Genomic DNA, 19,428 nt, shown 5'->3' with positions numbered 1-19,428 from the left:
TTCATTGTTAATGATTCGCCTCATGCGGTTCGCGGTATTTTTGAATTTCGCCGTCTAGCGTTAGTATAGAAGGAACGGCAGATGGATAAGCAGCACTTAAAAGTCCATAACCAAATCCAGACAGCCCCACCATTAAACCAACGGATTCCGTCCCTCTAGAGGTTCCCGACTGATACCCTTCTGTTTTGAAAAGATTGTACAACTCACCACTGAGATTGTTTACTACTTCCTGTAAATACGAATCGCCTAAAACCTCGGCCGCAAATCGTAAAATCTCCAATTGGCCAAAGTCACCGTGGCAAAGGGAACGATTGTTACCAAGACCTTTTCTTATCGTTGTAGACAAGGCCACTTCAATCTCTTTTTCTACCTTCTCATCAAGATATCCACATTTCTTTAATAGTAAGCGACTTACAAGTATCCCTGGCGCCCCATGGCACCACGCAACAACTGGCGTTTCTTTGTTTGGAGTTAGCCAGTTTTCCTCCTGTTCTGAAAAGAAACTTCGCTCATACGCAAGAGATTGATCAATATAGGATAACAGCCGTTCATTTCCAGTCTGTTGATAGAGTTCAATGAACGAAGCCATTACGCCTGATACGCCATGAGAAAAACCCGTTAATGGAGTTACCTCCCATGGTGGTTTCCATCCTATCCCCTGGTCAGTCTTGATCGCATTTTTCATTAAATGTTCACTACAAGCAATCGCCAATTCCAAGAACTTAGGCTCATCAAAAAGGCCGGAAAGAGATAAAAATACTTTCAACGCCCCTGCTGAACCCCCAATGTAATCATAGATTTTATCTTCGTGGATCATAGGCTCTATATGAGGGATGCTTCTAGTTACCTCATGTTTAAGACGCTCGTCATTAAATAAAGCAGCGATTGTTCCCATTGCGTAAAGATAACCACTCGCTCCATTAAATGCACCTATGCTCCAGTTAGGGTGGTGTTGGAATTGAGCAACAGATCTCCGAACAGGAACTAACGCTTTATAGGCGATCTCTTGATATCGCTTCTCCCCTGTTATTTTAAACAAGTAAGCATAAAATAGGGCGACCCCTGCTGAACCATTATATAGATCTTCACCTACCGGGGAAATATCCCATATAATTTCGCTAGATCCTTCTAAAACCGTACTGATCCAACAAAGATCAGGTTCACCCTGATTTTCTCCTTCCACAGATAATTCCATCAAGTAATCTCCAATATCTTTTGCCATCTCTACATACTGCTCATTTTTGATCGTATGACCTTTTTGAATATCAAGGTCTGCAACATCTGCATAATGATTCGCGTTACTTGCAAGCATCGACATATGCAAAATTTTCATTTGCTGAGTATGATCCTCTATCCCTAATTTATCTATTTTTTGATCGATTTTATGAAAAATAGATGTGGTAAAAAACGTTGAATTGATAGAGGAAGCCTCTTGATATAAGGCGCGTTCTTCCGGCAAAGTATAGAAATATGGAACATCCCCATTAAGTAAATCTTCCACTTCGAGAGGAATAATTTCCTTCAAATATGGGGTCATGACAGAATCTACCGTCAACCTGTTTAAGAGAACTTCACGATCAAGTGCTGACCTTAGTAAATCTGGATGATAACTACTTTTTAAAAGTTCCGTATAACGTGTCGTGGAACGGAGGACCGCCCGGACGGGGACACCTTCAAACTTCCGCACCTGTTCCTTAAATTCCTGCTTGTTTTTTTCAATCCATTGATACATTGAAGTAAAGCCCTTTTGAATTTGGTCGAGAAAGTGAACAGACTCCATTGCTGCCGATTGAAAAATTGGCAAGTTCTTTTGACTAGAAAGCGTCACATGGTCTTTCTCTATTCTCATTTCATCCGTATTTCTGTTTGCAATTTGATTGACTTTAAATGGTGTTTTCTGTCCCTCGCTCTTGCTGACACCACCTACGTTTAACCCTTTCATATTCGGTTGATCTCGATAATAGATAGACGAAGGTAGCATACCTGTTGAAAGGACAGAATCATTTAACATCCGAAAAGCTCTATCCATCGCTGTGGATGTCTCTTCTGATGAATCGGCCGTATTATGAATAATCGTCTCTAAATCAATTAAAACAGGGTATGGACCATGAGCAATAATATTTTCAAAGTGAAAGTCGGATGAATTGAGGACATACGAAAGGCTCATAAGTGAACCGAGTCTTTCATAAAAATCAGATACCTCTTCTAGCGATTGACAGCTTTGATGGGTAACGAATTCTACGTATCCATATCCGTCTCGTTGTAGCACTTTAGGACAATATTGATCTTTTATCACTTCACCTGTTCTGTCATTTAAAAATGCAAGCAGGCCATTAAATACCCCGTCAACCTTAAGAGAACGCGGTTTATAAACAAGTTTTAACGACGAAGAAAACTCTAGAATAGTGACCGTGCGTTGTTTATGATGAGCGTCACCTGAATTTAGGTGGAGTGAGGCCAAAGTACCGATCGGTGAGCATGGGGAAAACTCTGTTTCTATCGCTTCTCGATCGTTGGCAACTCGTTCGAGAATTTCCGTTACAAAGCTAATATGGTGACTAATCGTGGTAAATAGTAATCGTAGGACAACTGGATATTCAGAATAAAGACGATGGGTGACTTCCCTTTTCCCTAAATAGGTTTTTGAGTAATAAGCAAATCGTTCTTCCGGGGTATCTCCCTTCAACTGAGAGGTGACTCTTGCAACGTTCAGTTCCAGGATAAGTGTACGGTGTAGAATAGCATTAAGTTTGCTGGTAATATCTTGCACTATCTGAGTCCAAATCTCTTCATGTATTGGACCAATTTTTTTCCTCAATTGTTGTTGTTGAAATTTCTCTATATACATGGATATGAACGGCAGAAGAATGCCTTCAAATGGAATTTGGACACCGAGTTCTTTTACTCTTCTTACATGCTTCGTTGAATATGTATTAAGAAATTCCAATTCTTCTCTTACTTTTTCTAGTGCCTCTTCTCCTAATCTGTTCGGTACGATCGCTTCTTTTTCCGGGAGCGTTTGTTCTTCAAAAGAATTCCCTTTTCGCGAGAGAAACTCCTTAAGGTTTTCAGGATCCTCCCCGATCAACTTCAGCCAAAAATTCAACCGTTTCTCACCAACTATTTTCTCCAAATTTGGCCCGAACACTACTTCTGAAAAGTAAAGAGCATTTTGTAATTCTCTCATTTTCTTCTCCTTGTCCATGTAAAGAAAGAGAGTAGCGTAACTACTCTCTTTCTCTATTTTGTTAAGTATTAGTTGCAAGAAGGCATGCACTCAACTGTAAGTGTGCAGTAAGCACCTTTGTTACCTAGACGGCAGCTGATGTTGTACCATGCGCAAGCACCATTCACCCCAGCTAGAATATCTTGGTCTTCTAACTCTTGGAAAATATCCCCTGCTGGATTAGAATTATTATGAGTACGCTCAAGAGGCATTTTCCATTCTTTTAAAAGATTTGTCATTAATTTCACCTCCTTCCATGTAATTCACTTAAAATCTACCACTTTGTTGAAATTTAGTCAACAATATTTTTTTAAAATTTTCCTAAATTAAAAAATAATAAAAAAATCACAAAAATTATATTGGATTTTAAAGGAAGCTATGATACATTTAAACTGTCTCTAGAGACAAATTTTATATTAGGAGGTATTTTAATGGTAAATTCAAAAGATTTGCGTAATCCTGAATTCCGCAAAGCCCAAGGTCTACAATTCGTTGACGAGGTGAACGAGAAGGAACTTTCGTCTCTAGCTGGTTCAGGAGATGTGCATGCACAAACAACTTGGCCTTGCGCTACAGTTGGTGTCTCCGTAGCCTTGTGCCCAACTACAAAGTGTACAAGCCAGTGCTAATGTAGCGTGCTCTTCATTTTTATACTTACTTAGTGTCGACATAAATCAGCCCTCATGATCATGAGGGCTGCTCCTCTATAAAGGATTTAAACTTTTTAAATAGAATAGTAACTAGTAAGGAGAGAGGTAACGATGAAAACTCCTCTAACAAGTGAGCATCCTAGCGTACCAACAACACTTCCGCACACCAACGATACAGATTGGCTAGAACAACTTCATGACATCTTATCGATCCCTGTCACCGAAGAGATCCAGAAATACTTCCATGCAGAAAATGATTTGTTTTCTTTTTTCTATACTCCCTTTCTTCAATTTACATATCAATCAATGTCCGACTATTTTATGACTTTCAAAACGGACATGGCGCTCATAGAACGGCAATCACTTCTACAATCAACCTTAACAGCTGTTCACCATCGCCTCTTTCACTTAACTCATCGTACGTTAATTTCAGAAATGCACATTGATAAATTAACTGTAGGCTTAAACGGATCAACACCACACGAACGTTATATGGATTTTAACCATAAATTTAATAAAACTTCAAAATCAAAAAATTTATTTAATATATATCCAATTCTAGGTAAACTTGTAGTAAATGAGACGTTGCGCACCATCAATTTTGTAAAAAAGATCATTCAGTATTATATGAAAGACTACCTATTGTTGAGTGATTTTTTTAAAGAGAAAGACTTACGACTAACGAACCTTCAGCTCGGCGTCGGGGATACTCATGTAAATGGTCAATGTGTGACCATCCTTACATTTGCCTCTGGCCAAAAAGTAGTCTACAAGCCCCGTTCCCTGTCAATTGATAAACAATTTGGTGAGTTTATTGAGTGGGTTAATTCCAAAGGATTTCAACCATCATTACGCATTCCTATAGCCATTGATCGACAAACATACGGCTGGTATGAATTTATCCCACATCAAGAGGCAACATCGGAGGATGAGATCGAGCGCTATTATTCAAGAATCGGAGGATATCTGGCTATCGCTTATCTTTTCGGAGCGACAGATCTTCATTTAGACAATTTAATCGCCTGCGGAGAACACCCGATGTTAATTGATTTAGAAACATTATTCACCAATGATTTGGATTGTTACGACAGCGCATTTCCATTCCCTGCTCTTGCTAGGGAGCTAACACAATCTGTCTTTGGGACCTTGATGCTTCCAATTACAATTGCTAGTGGCAAATTACTTGATATCGATCTAAGTGCAGTCGGCGGGGGAAAAGGCGTTCAATCTGAAAAGATTAAAACATGGGTTATCGTCAATCAAAAAACGGATGAGATGAAGTTAGTTGAACAACCTTACGTAACCGAATCTAGCCAAAATAAACCTACAGTTAACGGGAAAGAAGCGAATATCGGGAATTACATCCCCCATGTTACAGATGGTTTTCGGAAAATGTATCGACTCTTTCTCAACGAAATCGATGAACTAATGGACCACAACGGGCCTATCTTCGCTTTTGAATCATGTCAAATTCGCCATGTGTTTCGGGCCACTCATGTTTATGCTAAATTTTTGGAGGCTAGCACTCACCCCGACTATTTGCAGGAACCGACTAGGCGGAATAAGCTGTTTGAATCATTCTGGAACATTACCTCGTTAATGGCTCCATTTAAGAAGATCGTGCCACATGAAATAGCAGAACTTGAAAACCATGATATCCCTTATTTTGTCCTTACTTGTGGCGGAACCATCGTTAAGGATGGATATGGAAGAGACATCGCTGACCTCTTTCAATCCTCTTGTATTGAACGAGTCACCCATCGACTACAACAGTTAGGGAGTGAAGATGAAGCAAGACAAATTCGCTATATCAAGAGCTCTCTTGCTACCCTTACTAATGGCGACTGGACACCTTCTCACGAAAAAACACCAATGTCACCTGCTTCTGCTGACCGAGAAGATGGATACTTTTTGCGAGAAGCCCAAGCCATAGGAGATGACATTTTAGCGCAACTCATTTGGGAAGACGATCGGCATGCCGCTTATTTAATTGGTGTAAGTGTTGGAATGAATGAAGCCGTAACCGTCTCCCCTCTCACACCAGGGATTTATGATGGTACATTAGGAATTGTTTTGTTTTTCGATCAACTTGCTCAACAAACAGGAGAAACACACTACCGGCATGCTGCTGATGCTTTGTTGGAAGGAATGTTTAAACAGCTAAAACCTGAGTTAATGCCATCTTCTGCTTATTTCGGTTTAGGGTCACTGTTCTATGGCCTTATGGTGCTTGGACTCCAACGGTCTGATTCACACATCATTCAAAAGGCATATGAATACTTGAAGCATTTGGAAGAATGTGTTCAGCACGAAGAAACACCGGACTTTGTCAGTGGTTTATCTGGAGTTCTTTATATGCTGACAAAAATCTATCAACTGACAAACGAGCCTAGAGTTTTTGAGGTAGCAAAGACGACCGCAAGCCGATTGTCAGTGCTATTAGATTCTAAACAGCCAGATACGGTTCTTACGGGGCTTAGCCATGGAGCCGCAGGATTTGCGTTAGCTTTACTCACTTACGGAACGGCTGCGAATGATGAACAGCTTTTGAAACAAGGGCACTCGTACCTTGTCTATGAACGGAACCGATTTAACAAACAGGAAAACAATTGGGTGGATTTAAGGAAGGGAAACGCCTATCAAACCTTTTGGTGCCATGGTGCTCCTGGGATTGGGATCAGCCGTCTTTTACTAGCACAGTTCTACGATGACGAACTTCTTCACGAAGAATTAAATGCTGCATTAAACAAAACCATATCAGACGGGTTCGGGCATAACCATAGTCTCTGTCACGGTGATTTCGGAAATTTAGATCTTTTACTGTTGTATGCCCAGTATACGAACAATCCCGAGCCAAAAGAGCTAGCAAGAAAATTAGCGATTTCTTCTATCGACCAAGCGCACACATATGGCTGGAAATTGGGCTTAAATCATAGCGATCAATTGCAAGGAATGATGTTAGGGGTCACAGGTATTGGCTATCAATTGCTTCGACATATTAACCCTACCGTTCCATCGATTTTAGCACTGGAGCTTCCCTCTTCTACATTAACCGAAAAAGAGTTGAGAATTCATGACAGATAATAAGATCAAACATAGAAGAAAGGTACCCTTCATTGAACAGCTTCAACAAACAGAGTGCGGCCTTTGTTGTATGGCGATGATTGTCAAATACTACAAGGGACATGTTTCACTCCACTACCTAAGAGAACGAATGGCCAATGGGCGTGATGGTACGACGTTACTCCACTTAAAACAACTAGCCAAACATTTAGGTTTTGAAGCAAAAGTCTATCAAACACCAGCAGAGCACTTGCACATGCATCAACTTCCAGCAATTCTCTTTTGGGAAGGGAAACATTTTGTTGTTTTAGAGAAAGTAACAAAAAACCACTATTATATTGTTGATCCAGCTTTAGGAAGATTGAAAATCAGGCAGGACGAGTTGCAGCAAAAATATACAGGCTACATTTTGACATGCAATCCAGAAAGGCAGCCAGACTATCAGAAGCCGAAAAACCTTTGGAAACCTTATCTCACATACATGGTTAAAAAGCCGAAGCTGCTCCTTTTCATCATCGCCGTTTCCGTTACGTTACAATTACTTACGCTCGCCAATCCATTGCTCGTCCAGTTTGTCATTGATTTTATTCTTTTACCAGAAAACCGAGAGATGCTTCAAGTATTCTTAATTGGGCTTAGTTGCTATGTTTTTTCTCAAGCTTTCTTTGTCTTCATTCAAGGCAGGGCTCTCGTCATTATGCAAAACCACCTTGACCGAGAAATGATGACCAAGTTTTTTCGTCACTTATTAAATTTACCGTACCACTTTTTTCAGGTACGCTCGTTTGGAGATATTCTCTTTCGCGCAGGCAGCTTGCGTGTCATTCGAGACTTACTTGCCAATCAGCTGTTAAAAGGGATATTGGACATCGGGATGTTAGTGGTCATACTTGCGTACATGACGCTGTTTTCGCCGTTGCTTACTTTAATCGTTTTCCTCCTAGCAACAGTAAATGGCCTAATCATCTATTTTAGTCGGCCAAAAATTTCGGAGGCAAATCAAAAAGAGATTATGAAGCAATCGGAAGTTCAGGCAACTCAAACTGAGACGATGTACGGCATATTCGGCATTAAAACAGCTGGTGTGGAAGATACAATGTATCAAAAGTGGGAGAATCGATTCGATAAGCTCATCTTAGCTTACAAGAATAAGGAATATATTTTAAATAACGTAAATACGGCAACGACATTCTTAACCGTGATCGCGCCGCTCATCGTTCTTTACATTGGATCTCATCAAGTCCTAGCCCAAGCAGTAACAATGGGAACAGTGGTAGCCTTTTATTCTGTGACTACGCAATTTTTCGGGTTAAGTAGTTCTCTCGTTCATACGATCAATTCTTTTATACTAGCAAATGCTTACTTAGGAAGAGCTCAAGATGTGTTTGACTCAAAAGAGGAGGATATCGGGGAAAATCGCAAGGCCCTTCATAACCTCCATGGTGAAATTACCTTGAAAGATGTCTCTTTCAGTTATTCTCGATTTGGCCAAGAAGTCGTGAAAGATGTATCGCTACGTGTCGCACCAGGAACAAAGGTTGCCCTCGTCGGTAAATCAGGCTCTGGCAAAAGCACCCTCTCTAAAATCATGCTAGGGTTGTATGAGCCAACAAAAGGTGAGGTTTATTACGATGGATACAATTTAAACGATTTGAACAAGCGAGCATTACGGCAAAAAATTGGTGTCGTTCCTCAAGACGTCACACTATTAAATCAGTCAATTCGAGAGAACATCGCCCTCCATAATCCAGATACGAGCATGGAGGACATTATCGAAGCCGCAAAAATCGCTCAAGTTCACGAAGAGATTATGAACATGCCGATGAACTATGAGACACTTGTATCTGAGATGGGGCATAACATCTCTGGTGGCCAGCGGCAAAGGATCGCACTCGCCCGCGCCCTTGTGCACAAACCAAAAATTTTATTACTCGATGAAGCAACAAGCTCTTTAGATCACGTCAATGAAGCAAAGATTGACCAATATTTATCAGCCATGAAATGTACCCGAATCGTCATTGCCCACCGTCTCACGACCATCATGAATGCGGACTTAATTATTGTCTTAGAAGACGGGAAAATAATTGAAACAGGAACCCATACAGAACTATTAAATCAAAGTGGCTACTATGCTTCATTCTACAACAATTATTCAGAAGAACAAAAGGTACCCCAATCGATTTAAGTAGGCTAGGACAAAACTAGCCCAAAGGAAGAAAAAAGGTTCGGATCACTTTATCTTAATGATCCGAACCTTTTTTGTTAGGACACCCGATCTGTCTTTTGTCCCAGCCCTTCTCTTTTAAACTACCCTGACAGGGCTCCATTTTTTAACCGTTTAATCGTTAAAAAGGACGACAAAATGATAAGGATGAAACAGACTCCTAAGAAGACAAGTAGCGAAGAGACACTGCTCATGGATTGGGTCATTCCGTAAATCGGGAGAGCCCAAGGGTACAACGATGGTAGCCATGAACCACTTTCATTAGACAAAGCTAAAAAGGCGGGAAAACTCAAAAAGATGCTGATTGCTAAAGCCACTCGACTTGACTTTATTAACATGAACAAATAAAACAATAGGCTTCCTAAGCTAATGGCCCCAATGGTTCCCAATATGAATACGGACAGGTAACTTAAAACAGGGATGGTTGTATCAATCTTTATGACAATCCCCGCAATCACAACCATTGTAAACATTAATAATTGAGCCAAAGCCGTTAAAATGAATACCCACGCCATTTTGCTTAAATAAAACGTGTTACGTTTGATGGGAAATAGAAAAAGATGTTCCCATTCATTGGCCTTTCGTTCAAAATTTAGCACTGTCTCAATAATGATTGATACGATGATTGGAAGGAATATGGTTCCATAAAACATTTGAACCATCATTAACTGCATTAGCCATGGGTCACTGTCTGTATAATTATACTGTTTTACTACGATTTGCGTAAATATAATACACCCGTAGAAAACAGGAAGAGCTACGAGGCCTAAAATGACCAACCAAATCGTCGATTTACGAATTTTCATCCATTCAGCCATGAACGACTGACGAAAGAGTGACATGCTATTCAACTCCAGTCGAAAACGTTTTTCGTTCAAAAAAGAACAAGGAGATCATTGTGTATAGAGCTGCTCCAACCATTAAAAAAATAATGTCTACTACGTTAACCGGTTGTCCTTCTAGGAACGGTTGTATCATCGATCCCCAAGGCAACCAAACAGACGGAAGAAGGTTATGAAATAGGAAAACAAACATCCCGATTCCCATCGAGACGAACGAATTCGAAAGAACAACCGAAAGAAAGGTTTGAAATATAACAAATGGTAATGCCAAAAGAAAAGGTAGATATAGTAATGTGCCAAAAGCAATCAGCTCACTACTTTCAACCCCACCATATAGTAGGCTTACAGTCGCAATACTCCCCCACGAAATTAGTCCAAAAAGTTGCACTAAAATAAACACCCATAACACCTTAATAAAGAAATGCTTCCATTTAGCATACGGATACAACAGGACAGATGGCCACATACCTGATCGGTGTTCTACATCTACTACTAACGCAGCATAAATGACAATGACGATGATCACCACATAACTCCACAGGAGGTGAAACGTTTCGTAAATGATTGCCCACACTTGCTCAACCGTGCGATCATTTTGGATTAAATACGAAAACGCCATGCCACCAATCACAGGAAGTAGGATAAGACAGAGGAGAATTGGGACAAGGAGCACACCTTTGCGCTGCTTCCTCCACTCTACCTTTAATAAATGGCTCATACCGCAACCCCTTTTCCTCCGATAAGCGCCATATAAGCATCCTCTAATGTGCGATGATGCTCTTGCACATAATAGTTCTGAATACCTTCTCGTTGTAAAAGCATGACAATGACTTCCTTTGTGACGTGAGGTCCTGTGATCATAATTTCGTCTTCTTTATGGCGTATGCTCTTCTGTACATGAAAGCCTTCCGTCACCAATAACTGCTCCACCTTGTCTTTTTCAGGAGTATGGACCGATACTGTCGTACCACCATGACTCGCCAGTAAATCGTTCTTTTGCCCTTGATAGAGTAGGCTACCATGATATATGACACCTACCTGGCTAGCGACTTGATCAATTTCTCCAAGAAGATGGCTTGAAACAAAAACAGTAACGCCTTCTTTTTTTGGCAAATCGCGAATGAGTTCCCTCATTTCTTGAATCCCCTCTGGATCAAGTCCGTTCGTAGGCTCATCTAATAAAAGCAATTTGGGTTGATGCAACAAGGCCATAGCAATCCCTAGCCGTTGCTTCATCCCAAGGGAAAAAGATTTAACTTTTTTATGCTTACTTGAAGTTAAACCGACTCGATCGAGCGTTTTTTCGATTTGGCTATGGTCTTCAATTTGGCGCAACGTTGCAGCAATTTTTAAATTGTCGATCGCATTAAGATGCCCATAATACGCAGGGGTTTCAATAAGAGCACCTACCTCTTTTAATATGCTCAAACGATTCTTTTCAAGGGATTTTCCTAGAATTTTTATATCTCCCCCATCTGTTTTAACTAAACCTAGGAGCATGCGCATCACCGTCGTTTTCCCCGAACCATTGGGTCCTAGAAAACCAAATACTTCTCCCTCAGGAACGAGAAGATCAACATCATCTACGACCGGCACATGGTTGTAGATTTTTTTTAGTCCTTTTGCTTCTATAATCACTTGGCTTAACTCCTTTCATTTAGCAAATTACTATGTCCATTGCTTTCGCTGAAATGAAATGACCCCTCCAACACTAAAGAGAAGAAAGCTTAAAATAAGCGTTACAACAAAAGCTGTATTGCTTGCCAAAAACCCAGCATCCCCTCCCAGTCCCATAGAAAAGCCTTGGGTCATGCTTAACAATGGATGAGCCCACGGATAAAGCGGTCCCAATACTTCTGAATTAGCAATAAGGATCGCAGGCACTGTCAGCATGACATTCATCACGCTCGGTGCAGCAAAGCTTGTAAACCGTGTCGCAAGCCAAAGCTGAAGAGCAGCAAGAGGCAGACATGATAGAAACCCAGCCAGCACACTAACAAGTAAAGGCATATACGTAAAAGAAGAAATGGAATACCCTCTGGCAACCCCGACAAGCCAGACGGAAAAGAAAAAGACAATTTGTGTCAGCAACAGTAAAGTAATAATGACAACAAATTTAGCAATATACACGTGGTACCTTTCCACTGGTAATGCTAAAAGCTGTTTCCAGCCTCCATGTTGATGTTCATAACTACAAATTAGGGCCGCATAAATTCCTGTTAAGAGAGGTAGGAACAATGCGCTGTGTGCAAGAATCATTTGTGTAGCTAATGCAATCCATTCACTCGCATCTATCGTAAAGTAAGGGAAGAATCCAATAACACTGGCAAGTAACGGCCCCGCAATGACGATGATCCAAACTTTCATATGTTTTAACTTATTCCATTCAACCTCTAGAACATTGAAGAACATATTAATGCACGTCCTTTCTAGTTAACACCAACATCGATAGTAACGCGAAAACGATGCCAAGTATGGAACCGTAAAGCACACTTGTCGAGAGACTTTCGGAAAATCCATCTAATAATAGGGGCCACTTCCAAGGTAGCCAGTCTGGTACCCCTTGTGCATACATAATAAAGGCCGCACTCGCAATCCCTACCGTTAAAGCAGCTCCTTGATTTTTAAAATGCATGGACAACCAGAACTGAAGCAAGACAAAAGGCCATGCAGCAAATAACGTATAAAAGCTCATTTGGAACGCTTGAAGAAGTGAGAATTCATTTGTGAAGCCAAAATAGATACCCGTTACGTACGTCCAACCAACTAGGAAAAGGGAAGTTAACAATAGCATCGTTACAATTAAAAACAGTTTCGAAAGATAGACTTGCTCCCGTCGTACCGGAAGGATAAGTATTTGCTTCCATAGGTTTTTTTGATGCTCGATACTTGCCTGCAACGAAATAATGAGTGTAATCCCTAACAATAACGCTGGTGGCCAAAATGCATGAACGTTTACGAGAAAAAAGTAACCATGGTCCGGGTGTACCGATAGCAAATGGTCATAACGTAAAGAATAGTTAATGAATTGTAGGCCCACAACACCGATTGGACCGAACAAGACTAATAACCAAGCAATTTTTTTCGTTTTCAATAAATCAGATCGCAACAAATCGAGGATCACAGCGTTTGTCCTCCCTTTGTCAGTTGTAAGAAGATCTCTTCCAGTGAGGAAGTTTCATCAGAAATCCGGTAAACATCAATATCTTTTTCAACGAATGCTTTCACAAGCTGAGCAATTTCTTCGTCCGAGCGATCATTCATAACCAATCCACGAGCTTGTGTATCTACATTAATTCCCCGCTCCTGTAAAATGGTTGCCGCAACTTCTGGATGGCTCGTCGAGAGAAATATTTTCCTATTTGCTTTCTTACGCAGTTCTTCAATCGAATCCTGAAAAATCAACTTTCCTTTCGCGATAATCCCTACTTGAGAGGCCACTTGTTCAACTTCAGATAAGAGATGAGATGAAAGTAAAACAGTAATCCCATACTCTTTAGGTAACCGAAGGATCAAGTTTCGAATCTCGATAATTCCTGCCGGGTCCAATCCATTTGTTGGCTCATCTAAGATCACTAGGCGCGGATTGGCTAACAGCGCTGCAGCAATGGCTAGTCGCTGTTTCATGCCCAAGGAATACTCTTGCACTTTTCGATCTGCTACTTTTGTTAGACGTACAAGCTCAAGTACTTCAGCAATTCGTGATTTAGGGACCTTCACTATTTTTCGAACCGTCTCAAGGTTATCTTCACCCGAAAGATGTGGATAATAGGAAGGCGATTCCACAAGAGCCCCTATATTTTTTAAGATGTCAAGTCGATGTTGTTTCAGGTCTTTCCCAAATATTTTAATCGATCCTTGAGAGGCTTTAATGAGCCCTAGCAACATACGAATGGTCGTTGTCTTGCCAGCTCCATTCGGTCCGAGGAACCCGTAAATCTCTCCTTCTTTTACTTTGAGGTTTATACGGTCCACCGCATGCACATGTTTATAGGTCTTCGTTAAATTGTTCGTTTCAATCAAATAATTTGTTGTTGTCATTATGAACCCTCCATCTTCCATTTACGTTTCGATACGAGTAAAAAACAGATATGACTAGCTACGCGTTTTATTCAGGATGAGTAGATATACAGCTCCAAGAAACGTAGCAATCGAAAATACGGTTAAGGAAACTTGCTGAAACAAGTGACCTGTTAATTTTTCCCCTAAATTAAAAACAACACTGGAAAGAATAAAAATGGCAAGCACAGAAAACATCAATCGATACACTTTCAAAAAGATCTCGTTCGCGTGACCAGTTTCACCTGCTTGCTTAGCGACAATCCAAAACACAACAAACGCTATGATCACCAATAATCCGCCAATCGAACTTCCATAAAACGCAATCTCTTCAAGCTGCATACTTCATTCACTCCCTTTACTGGATATTAACTCCAAAAGGTTCACCTTCATTGTAAAGAACGAGTTACATTTTGTAAAGTATTTTTTACCTCTATCTTTGAAATTGGGTTTTTCTAAAATAAGACCACCTTACTCCTAAAAAATATATAATAAAGGGAGAAGGCAAATCTGAAGAAAGGATGGCCACCGATGATTGAACTTTTGGACTTTAATGAATCAGACTTTGACCAGCTCATAAAACATATCGAATCTCCCGAGTTTTTAAAGCAATGGAGCGGCTCAGCCTTCACATATCCCCTCACTCGATCCCAGCTGGCTTCTTACATTGATGGGGCAAATATGGACGGAAGCGATCAATACATATTCAAGGTGAAAGCCGTAGGTTCTAGTGAAACCATTGGCCATATCGCACTCGGAAAAGTGGATCGTGTTAACGAGTCGGCTCGAATGGGCAAAGTGCTCGTCTTTCCAGCAGCAAGAGGAAAAGGATTTGCGGCGCCAATGATTGAGGAGCTGCTTCGAATCGCCTTTGAGCAACTTTCGTTAAATCGAGTCTCTCTCGGTGTTTTTTCTTTTAATGTTCGTGCAATTCATCGCTACGAAAAAATAGGATTTCAACGGGAAGGGCTCCTTCGGCAAAATACAAAAGTCAAAGGAGAATATTGGGATCTGATTGAAATGAGCATACTGAAACGGGAATGGAATGAACGGAAGTACTCACAATGACATATTTGAAGTAAAAAAGGCTATGGCAAAAGGAAAACGTACTCCCGTTTGACATAGCCTTTTATAACACTCGTTTCCTCAAGGCGCTTGAACACCAATCGACGATTAAGACCACAAGAACGATCCCGATCATGATCATCCCGACCCTATCCCAATTCCTCGCCTGAATCGCAAAAATTAACGGTGTACCAATCCCGCCAGCCCCAATAACCCCCAGTGTGGCCGCCGAGCGCATATTAATTTCAAATCGGTATAAAGTCGCAGAAATAAAGCCTGGTAAAACTTGTGGAATCACGCCAAAGGCTAACTGCTCTAATTTATTTCCGCCAACGGCGACGATCGATTCTACCGGACCTGGATCCATCGCCTCTACCTCTTCTGCGTACAATTTCCCTAGCATCCCGATCGCCCCAATCCCTAAAGCTAACATTCCTGCATAAGCGCCGGGGCCTACGACTTTGATAAATAGAAGAGCTAAAATGATATCCGGTAAGGTACGAATAAAACTAAGAGTCGATTTTCCTCCTTGTGAAATAAGCGGGGTTGAACTTAAATTTTTCGCGGCCCAAAGGCCAATCGGAATCGCGAGAACGATAGACAGACAGATACCTACTATCGCGATAGCTAATGTCTCAAGCAAACCTCTAAGCAAATCTTCTCCCTCAGGATTATAGATATAACTAGTATCAGGTGTAAGAAACCCTTGTACAATGCTTTTTGTAACGGGCCATGCCGTATCAAGCATCCCGTTAAACTGTATACCCGCAATTGCCCATCCGTATAAAGCGAGTAGAACAATAAACAACAAAGAAAATTTTGCTCTTCTCAAGAACCGTTCTTTTTTAAACAAATCGGACCGTTTCATAGTAACTTCTCCCTTGTCTTCAAGCTAATCAGATCAATGAGGATAACAACGACCAACGTATAAAGAATAAGCGCCAGCACTTGGTCATAGTTAAAGGAACTGAGCGCTCGGTTATAGAATAGCCCGATTCCACCCGCTCCAACTAATCCGAGAATCGCGGCCGCTCGGATATTAATCTCAAACGTGTAAAGAACATAGGACACAAAGTGGGGCATGATTTGCGGTACGACCCCAAACGCTATCCATTGTAATTTGTTTGCCCCAACGGCCGTCATAGACTCTAGCGGGCCGTCATCAATGTTTTCAATCGCTTCGAATGACAACTTCGCAATGATTCCAACAGAAAAAACAGACAGAGCCACAATGCCTGCAAGGGATGAATATCCAAGAATCGCCGCAAAAATAGCCGCAAGCAGTAAGTCAGGAATCGTCCGTAACACATTTAACCCAATACGCGACGCTTCAACAAGCCACCGTACGTGATACATGTTCCTTGCGCACAGGAACATGACGGGGATGGAGAGAAGTGTTCCCATCGTTGTCCCAAGTAAAGCCATTCGAATCGTATCGAGCATTGCCGGTGTCGTTGTGACGATATAAGACCAGTCCGGCGGAAACATGCGTGATATGAGGTCAAACATATTGGAACCATTTTGAACAATGACATAAGGGTCAGCTTCAATGTAAATAGCACTTGCAAAAACAACGATAAATAGAATCACGAGAAAAAGGTAAAAGGAATGTCGTGAAGGCTTTATTGGCACCCGATCATTCAGTTTCGTTTCCATCACCCGACTTCCTTTCCTAACAATTCATCCTCTTTAAGTGGTCTACCGTAAATATCTTTAAACACCTCGTCTGTTGCTCTTTGCGCTGGACCATCAAAAACGACCTTTCCGTCCCGTAAGCCAATAATTCTTGTGGCATACTCTCTTGCTAAGTCAACAAAATGCAAGTTAATGACAACTGTCACCTGATCCTCTGTATTAATTTTTTTTAAATCATCCATCACTTGTTTCGTCGTGACCGGATCTAGCGATGCCGTCGGTTCATCAGCCAATATCATTTTTGCCTCTTGCGCAAGGGCACGAGCGATCGAGACACGCTGCTGTTGACCGCCTGATAATTGACTAGAACGGGTATAGGCTTTTTCTAAAATATTAACTCTTTCAAGTGATTGAAGGGCGAGATCTACATCTTTTTGAGGAAATAGATTGAAAAGCGTACGAAACGTGTGATTATGAGCCACCCGACCAGAAAGGACGTTACGTAAGACAGTGGAGCGTTTCACAAGATTAAAATTTTGAAAGATCATTCCAATATCTCTTCGCATCATACGTAGCTCTTTTCCACTTGCTGAAGTGATCGATCGACGATTAATCATAATGTCACCATCGGATATATCGATCAAACGATTCATGGCACGCAATAAGGTCGATTTACCCGCTCCAGATAAACCGACAATCGCGACAAATTCCCCTTTTTCAATCGTTAAATTAATATTGTCTAACCCTATTACTCCATTCGGATACACTTTTGAGACATTCTTCAGTTCAATCATAGAAATCCAACTTTCTAATAAGTAGTTAAGTCGTAAAATGAGAAAGCTTGGTTCACCCAAGCCGTAAATGGCGGGTGCAATTTTTTCTTATCCTTCATCTTTTACAGAAGCAAAGTCCTTAAAGAGGAAAAAAAGTTGTTCAAAAGGGAGCTCTCCCCCCTTTTGGACAACCTCAAGATCGTGAGCCCCTAGAGATACGACCTATTAATAGACTAATAGAGAAAAGTAATGAAGTGAAAATCAGAGATTCAGTAGCCTTTATTCGCCTTGAACACGCTCCGCATAGTCACGAACGATATCAAAGGTAGCATCTTCTGATTCGGTATAACCTTCATGCGTATAGATATCACGAATAATCTCTAGACCTTCTTCAGATTGACCAATTTTAATAAAAGCTTGCTGGATCTTCTTTTTCCACTCATCGTCCATATCGGATCGGACAGAAATCGTGTCATTTGGAATCGGCTCTGTGAACGAAATCACCTTTGTATCTTCAAAAACAGTCGGAAAATCACCCGCAACAACATTACGCGCATCTTGGAAAATCGCAGCAACATCTGCCTCACCGTTTAAGACAGCAGTAACTCCTGCATCATGACCTTGGAGAATGAGCGGATTCACATCTGTTAAAGGATCGATCCCTTCGTCTAACAAAATCGCGGCAGGCCAAACGTATCCCGCTGATGATGTGTAGTCCTGGAAGGCGACCGTTTTCCCTTTAATATCTGCAATCGATTCAATATCAGAGTCGGCACGGGCAATAAACATCGACAAATAGTAATCGACTAGCTCATCTGTTGGTGAACCATCCTCGTTCACTCCAAACCGTTGCGATTGCAAGATAACCTCTGCTGCACCGTACTCATCGTGAGCTTGTACATAAGCGTTTGGCGGCAGGAAACCGACATCAACCTGACCAGAAGCCATCGCTTCAACGACCGTATTATAATTAGTTGATACACTAACTTCCACATCAATTCCTAATTCATCTGATAACAGATTCTCAAGCGGCTTGGCTCTAGCCTCTAACGTTTCAGCATTTTGCGATGGAACGAACTGAACCATTAACGATTCAGGTACATAGGCTTCACTATCTGTACCGCCAACCGCGTCCCCTTCGCTCACTTCACTGTCCGTGGCACTTGAGCCACATGCAGTTAAAAATAATGAGGTGGCTAGCAATAAAGATGCCCCTGCTTTTTTTAATCCCATGATGTACGTCCTCCATATGAAATAGATTTTTTAGAAAGACCAGATATGTACTGTTCATTCAGCCTTTTCATGAAAAGTGTACCACGCAAGAAGTAACAGTTATTTTTTAAAAATGTAAATTATGTAAGGGTTTTGTATACAATTGATTAATGTTTCAACTCTCGATTTACTGCTCTGAACGATGCCACTCGCAAAAAAATATATTACATTAAAATAGCAAAAACAGAGTAGAATACTATGATTTATTGGATTAGAGCTTGATATAAAGGGGTTAGGAGGAAAGAAACTGATTAGGTTTTCGCTTATTTCCTACTTGACAAATCGGCTTTCCTCCGTTAAAGTGGATTAAAATTTCATCGTTTGGGAACAGGTACGTTAAGTCACATGATAGACTTAATGTTTAAAAGGGAATCCGGTGCAAATCCGGAGCGGTCCCGCCACTGTCATAGCTGAGTTGTAACGATATTGTCACTGACCGTTCATTGGTTGGGAAGACTGTTGCAATGTTGACGCTAGAGCCAGGAGACCTGCCTGTTCTAACAGCACTGCTTTTACCTACGGGAGATAGGGAGGTGTTTCAAACATGTTTCGTTGCATCCAACGAAGGATATTTTTACCACTCTCCCATATTGGTAAAAATATCCTTTTTATTTTACCT

The 19,428-nt window shown here is 41.0% G+C and carries 17 protein-coding genes and 1 riboswitch; of the genes, 4 read left to right on the top strand and 13 right to left on the bottom strand.

Annotation, left to right across the window (positions count from 1 at the left end; all coding sequences use genetic code 11):
* Window positions 1–7: 7 nt before the first annotated feature.
* Together FED51_RS02605 and FED51_RS02600 are read right to left on the bottom strand one after the other, a co-directional pair.
* Entirely contained in the window at window positions 8–3,187 is a 3,180-nt protein-coding gene (locus tag FED51_RS02605) for a type 2 lanthipeptide synthetase LanM family protein (protein ID WP_175414292.1), read from the bottom strand.
* Between the two features lie 68 nt (window positions 3,188–3,255).
* On the bottom strand, window positions 3,256–3,465 hold the full coding sequence (locus FED51_RS02600) for a plantaricin C family lantibiotic (protein ID WP_010896632.1): 210 nt from the start codon (window positions 3,463–3,465) through the stop codon (window positions 3,256–3,258).
* A 192-nt stretch (window positions 3,466–3,657) separates the two neighbouring features.
* On the opposite strand from FED51_RS02600, the gene FED51_RS21730 reads away from it, so the two are divergent.
* The 3 genes from FED51_RS21730 (at window position 3,658) to FED51_RS02585 (ending at window position 9,124) form a co-directional block, all read left to right on the top strand.
* Window positions 3,658–3,855 carry a class II lanthipeptide, LchA2/BrtA2 family gene (locus FED51_RS21730; RefSeq protein WP_010896631.1) on the top strand — a complete coding sequence of 66 codons (198 nt, stop codon included), beginning with the start codon at window positions 3,658–3,660 and terminating at the stop codon, window positions 3,853–3,855.
* A gap of 132 nt (window positions 3,856–3,987) precedes the next feature.
* The gene (locus tag FED51_RS02590; RefSeq protein ID WP_138090237.1) at window positions 3,988–6,960 is read left to right on the top strand and encodes a type 2 lanthipeptide synthetase LanM family protein; all 2,973 of its coding nucleotides are present in this window, start codon (window positions 3,988–3,990) and stop codon (window positions 6,958–6,960) included.
* Window positions 6,950–9,124 (top strand): peptidase domain-containing ABC transporter, encoded by a 2,175-nt coding sequence (locus tag FED51_RS02585; protein WP_010896629.1) that lies wholly within the window; start codon window positions 6,950–6,952, stop codon window positions 9,122–9,124. The genes FED51_RS02590 and FED51_RS02585 overlap by 11 nt, the downstream gene beginning before the upstream one ends.
* Before the next feature lie 122 nt (window positions 9,125–9,246).
* Here the strand turns inward: FED51_RS02585 and FED51_RS02580 are convergent, their stop codons facing one another.
* Genes FED51_RS02580 through FED51_RS02550 form a run of 7 tightly spaced genes read right to left on the bottom strand, consistent with a single transcriptional unit; the run spans window position 9,247 to window position 14,406 of the window.
* Window positions 9,247–10,005: an ABC transporter permease gene (locus FED51_RS02580; protein WP_010896628.1), complete on the bottom strand. Its 759-nt coding sequence runs from the start codon at window positions 10,003–10,005 to the stop codon at window positions 9,247–9,249.
* A gap of 1 nt (window position 10,006) precedes the next feature.
* Entirely contained in the window at window positions 10,007–10,723 is a 717-nt protein-coding gene (locus tag FED51_RS02575) for an ABC transporter permease (protein WP_053432180.1), read from the bottom strand.
* The gene (locus FED51_RS02570; protein WP_053432179.1) at window positions 10,720–11,643 is read right to left on the bottom strand and encodes an ATP-binding cassette domain-containing protein; all 924 of its coding nucleotides are present in this window, start codon (window positions 11,641–11,643) and stop codon (window positions 10,720–10,722) included. Before FED51_RS02570 ends, FED51_RS02575 begins: the two co-directional genes overlap by 4 nt.
* 30 nt (window positions 11,644–11,673) lie before the next feature.
* Window positions 11,674–12,417, bottom strand: coding sequence for an ABC transporter permease (locus tag FED51_RS02565; protein ID WP_010896625.1), 744 nt, complete (start codon window positions 12,415–12,417; stop codon window positions 11,674–11,676).
* A gap of 1 nt (window position 12,418) precedes the next feature.
* Window positions 12,419–13,129: an ABC transporter permease gene (locus FED51_RS02560; protein ID WP_010896624.1), complete on the bottom strand. Its 711-nt coding sequence runs from the start codon at window positions 13,127–13,129 to the stop codon at window positions 12,419–12,421.
* A complete protein-coding gene (locus tag FED51_RS02555) occupies window positions 13,126–14,046 on the bottom strand; it encodes an ABC transporter ATP-binding protein (RefSeq protein WP_053432178.1) in 921 nt (306 codons plus the stop codon). Before FED51_RS02555 ends, FED51_RS02560 begins: the two co-directional genes overlap by 4 nt.
* Window positions 14,047–14,100: 54 nt before the next feature.
* Complete coding sequence (locus FED51_RS02550) at window positions 14,101–14,406, bottom strand: hypothetical protein (protein ID WP_053432177.1); 306 nt, start codon at window positions 14,404–14,406, stop codon at window positions 14,101–14,103.
* Between the two features lie 189 nt (window positions 14,407–14,595).
* Between FED51_RS02550 and FED51_RS02545 the strand changes: the two genes are divergently transcribed.
* Window positions 14,596–15,132, top strand: a complete 537-nt coding sequence (locus tag FED51_RS02545) for a GNAT family N-acetyltransferase (protein ID WP_053432176.1) — start codon at window positions 14,596–14,598, stop codon at window positions 15,130–15,132.
* Window positions 15,133–15,193: 61 nt separating this feature from the next.
* On the opposite strand, the gene phnE (FED51_RS02540) is transcribed toward FED51_RS02545, so the two are convergent.
* The 4 genes from phnE (FED51_RS02540) to FED51_RS02525 form a co-directional block, all read right to left on the bottom strand.
* Window positions 15,194–15,997, bottom strand: a complete 804-nt coding sequence (phnE, locus tag FED51_RS02540) for a phosphonate ABC transporter, permease protein PhnE (protein ID WP_053432175.1) — start codon at window positions 15,995–15,997, stop codon at window positions 15,194–15,196.
* The gene (phnE, locus tag FED51_RS02535; protein ID WP_053432174.1) at window positions 15,994–16,785 is read right to left on the bottom strand and encodes a phosphonate ABC transporter, permease protein PhnE; all 792 of its coding nucleotides are present in this window, start codon (window positions 16,783–16,785) and stop codon (window positions 15,994–15,996) included. Before phnE (FED51_RS02535) ends, phnE (FED51_RS02540) begins: the two co-directional genes overlap by 4 nt.
* Window positions 16,785–17,558 carry a phosphonate ABC transporter ATP-binding protein gene (gene phnC / locus FED51_RS02530; protein WP_010896618.1) on the bottom strand — a complete coding sequence of 258 codons (774 nt, stop codon included), beginning with the start codon at window positions 17,556–17,558 and terminating at the stop codon, window positions 16,785–16,787. The genes phnE (FED51_RS02535) and phnC overlap by 1 nt, the downstream gene beginning before the upstream one ends.
* Window positions 17,559–17,816: 258 nt before the next feature.
* Complete coding sequence (locus FED51_RS02525; RefSeq protein WP_010896617.1) at window positions 17,817–18,770, bottom strand: phosphate/phosphite/phosphonate ABC transporter substrate-binding protein; 954 nt, start codon at window positions 18,768–18,770, stop codon at window positions 17,817–17,819.
* A 351-nt stretch (window positions 18,771–19,121) separates the two neighbouring features.
* A riboswitch (cobalamin riboswitch) is annotated at window positions 19,122–19,319 on the top strand.
* Window positions 19,320–19,428: the final 109 nt, after the last annotated feature.

Origin of the sequence: Halalkalibacterium halodurans, from assembly GCF_005671335.1 — a bacterium.
Lineage (GTDB): Bacteria > Bacillota > Bacilli > Bacillales > Bacillaceae_D > Halalkalibacterium > Halalkalibacterium halodurans.
This window is presented reverse-complemented; position numbering and strand designations above follow the sequence as displayed.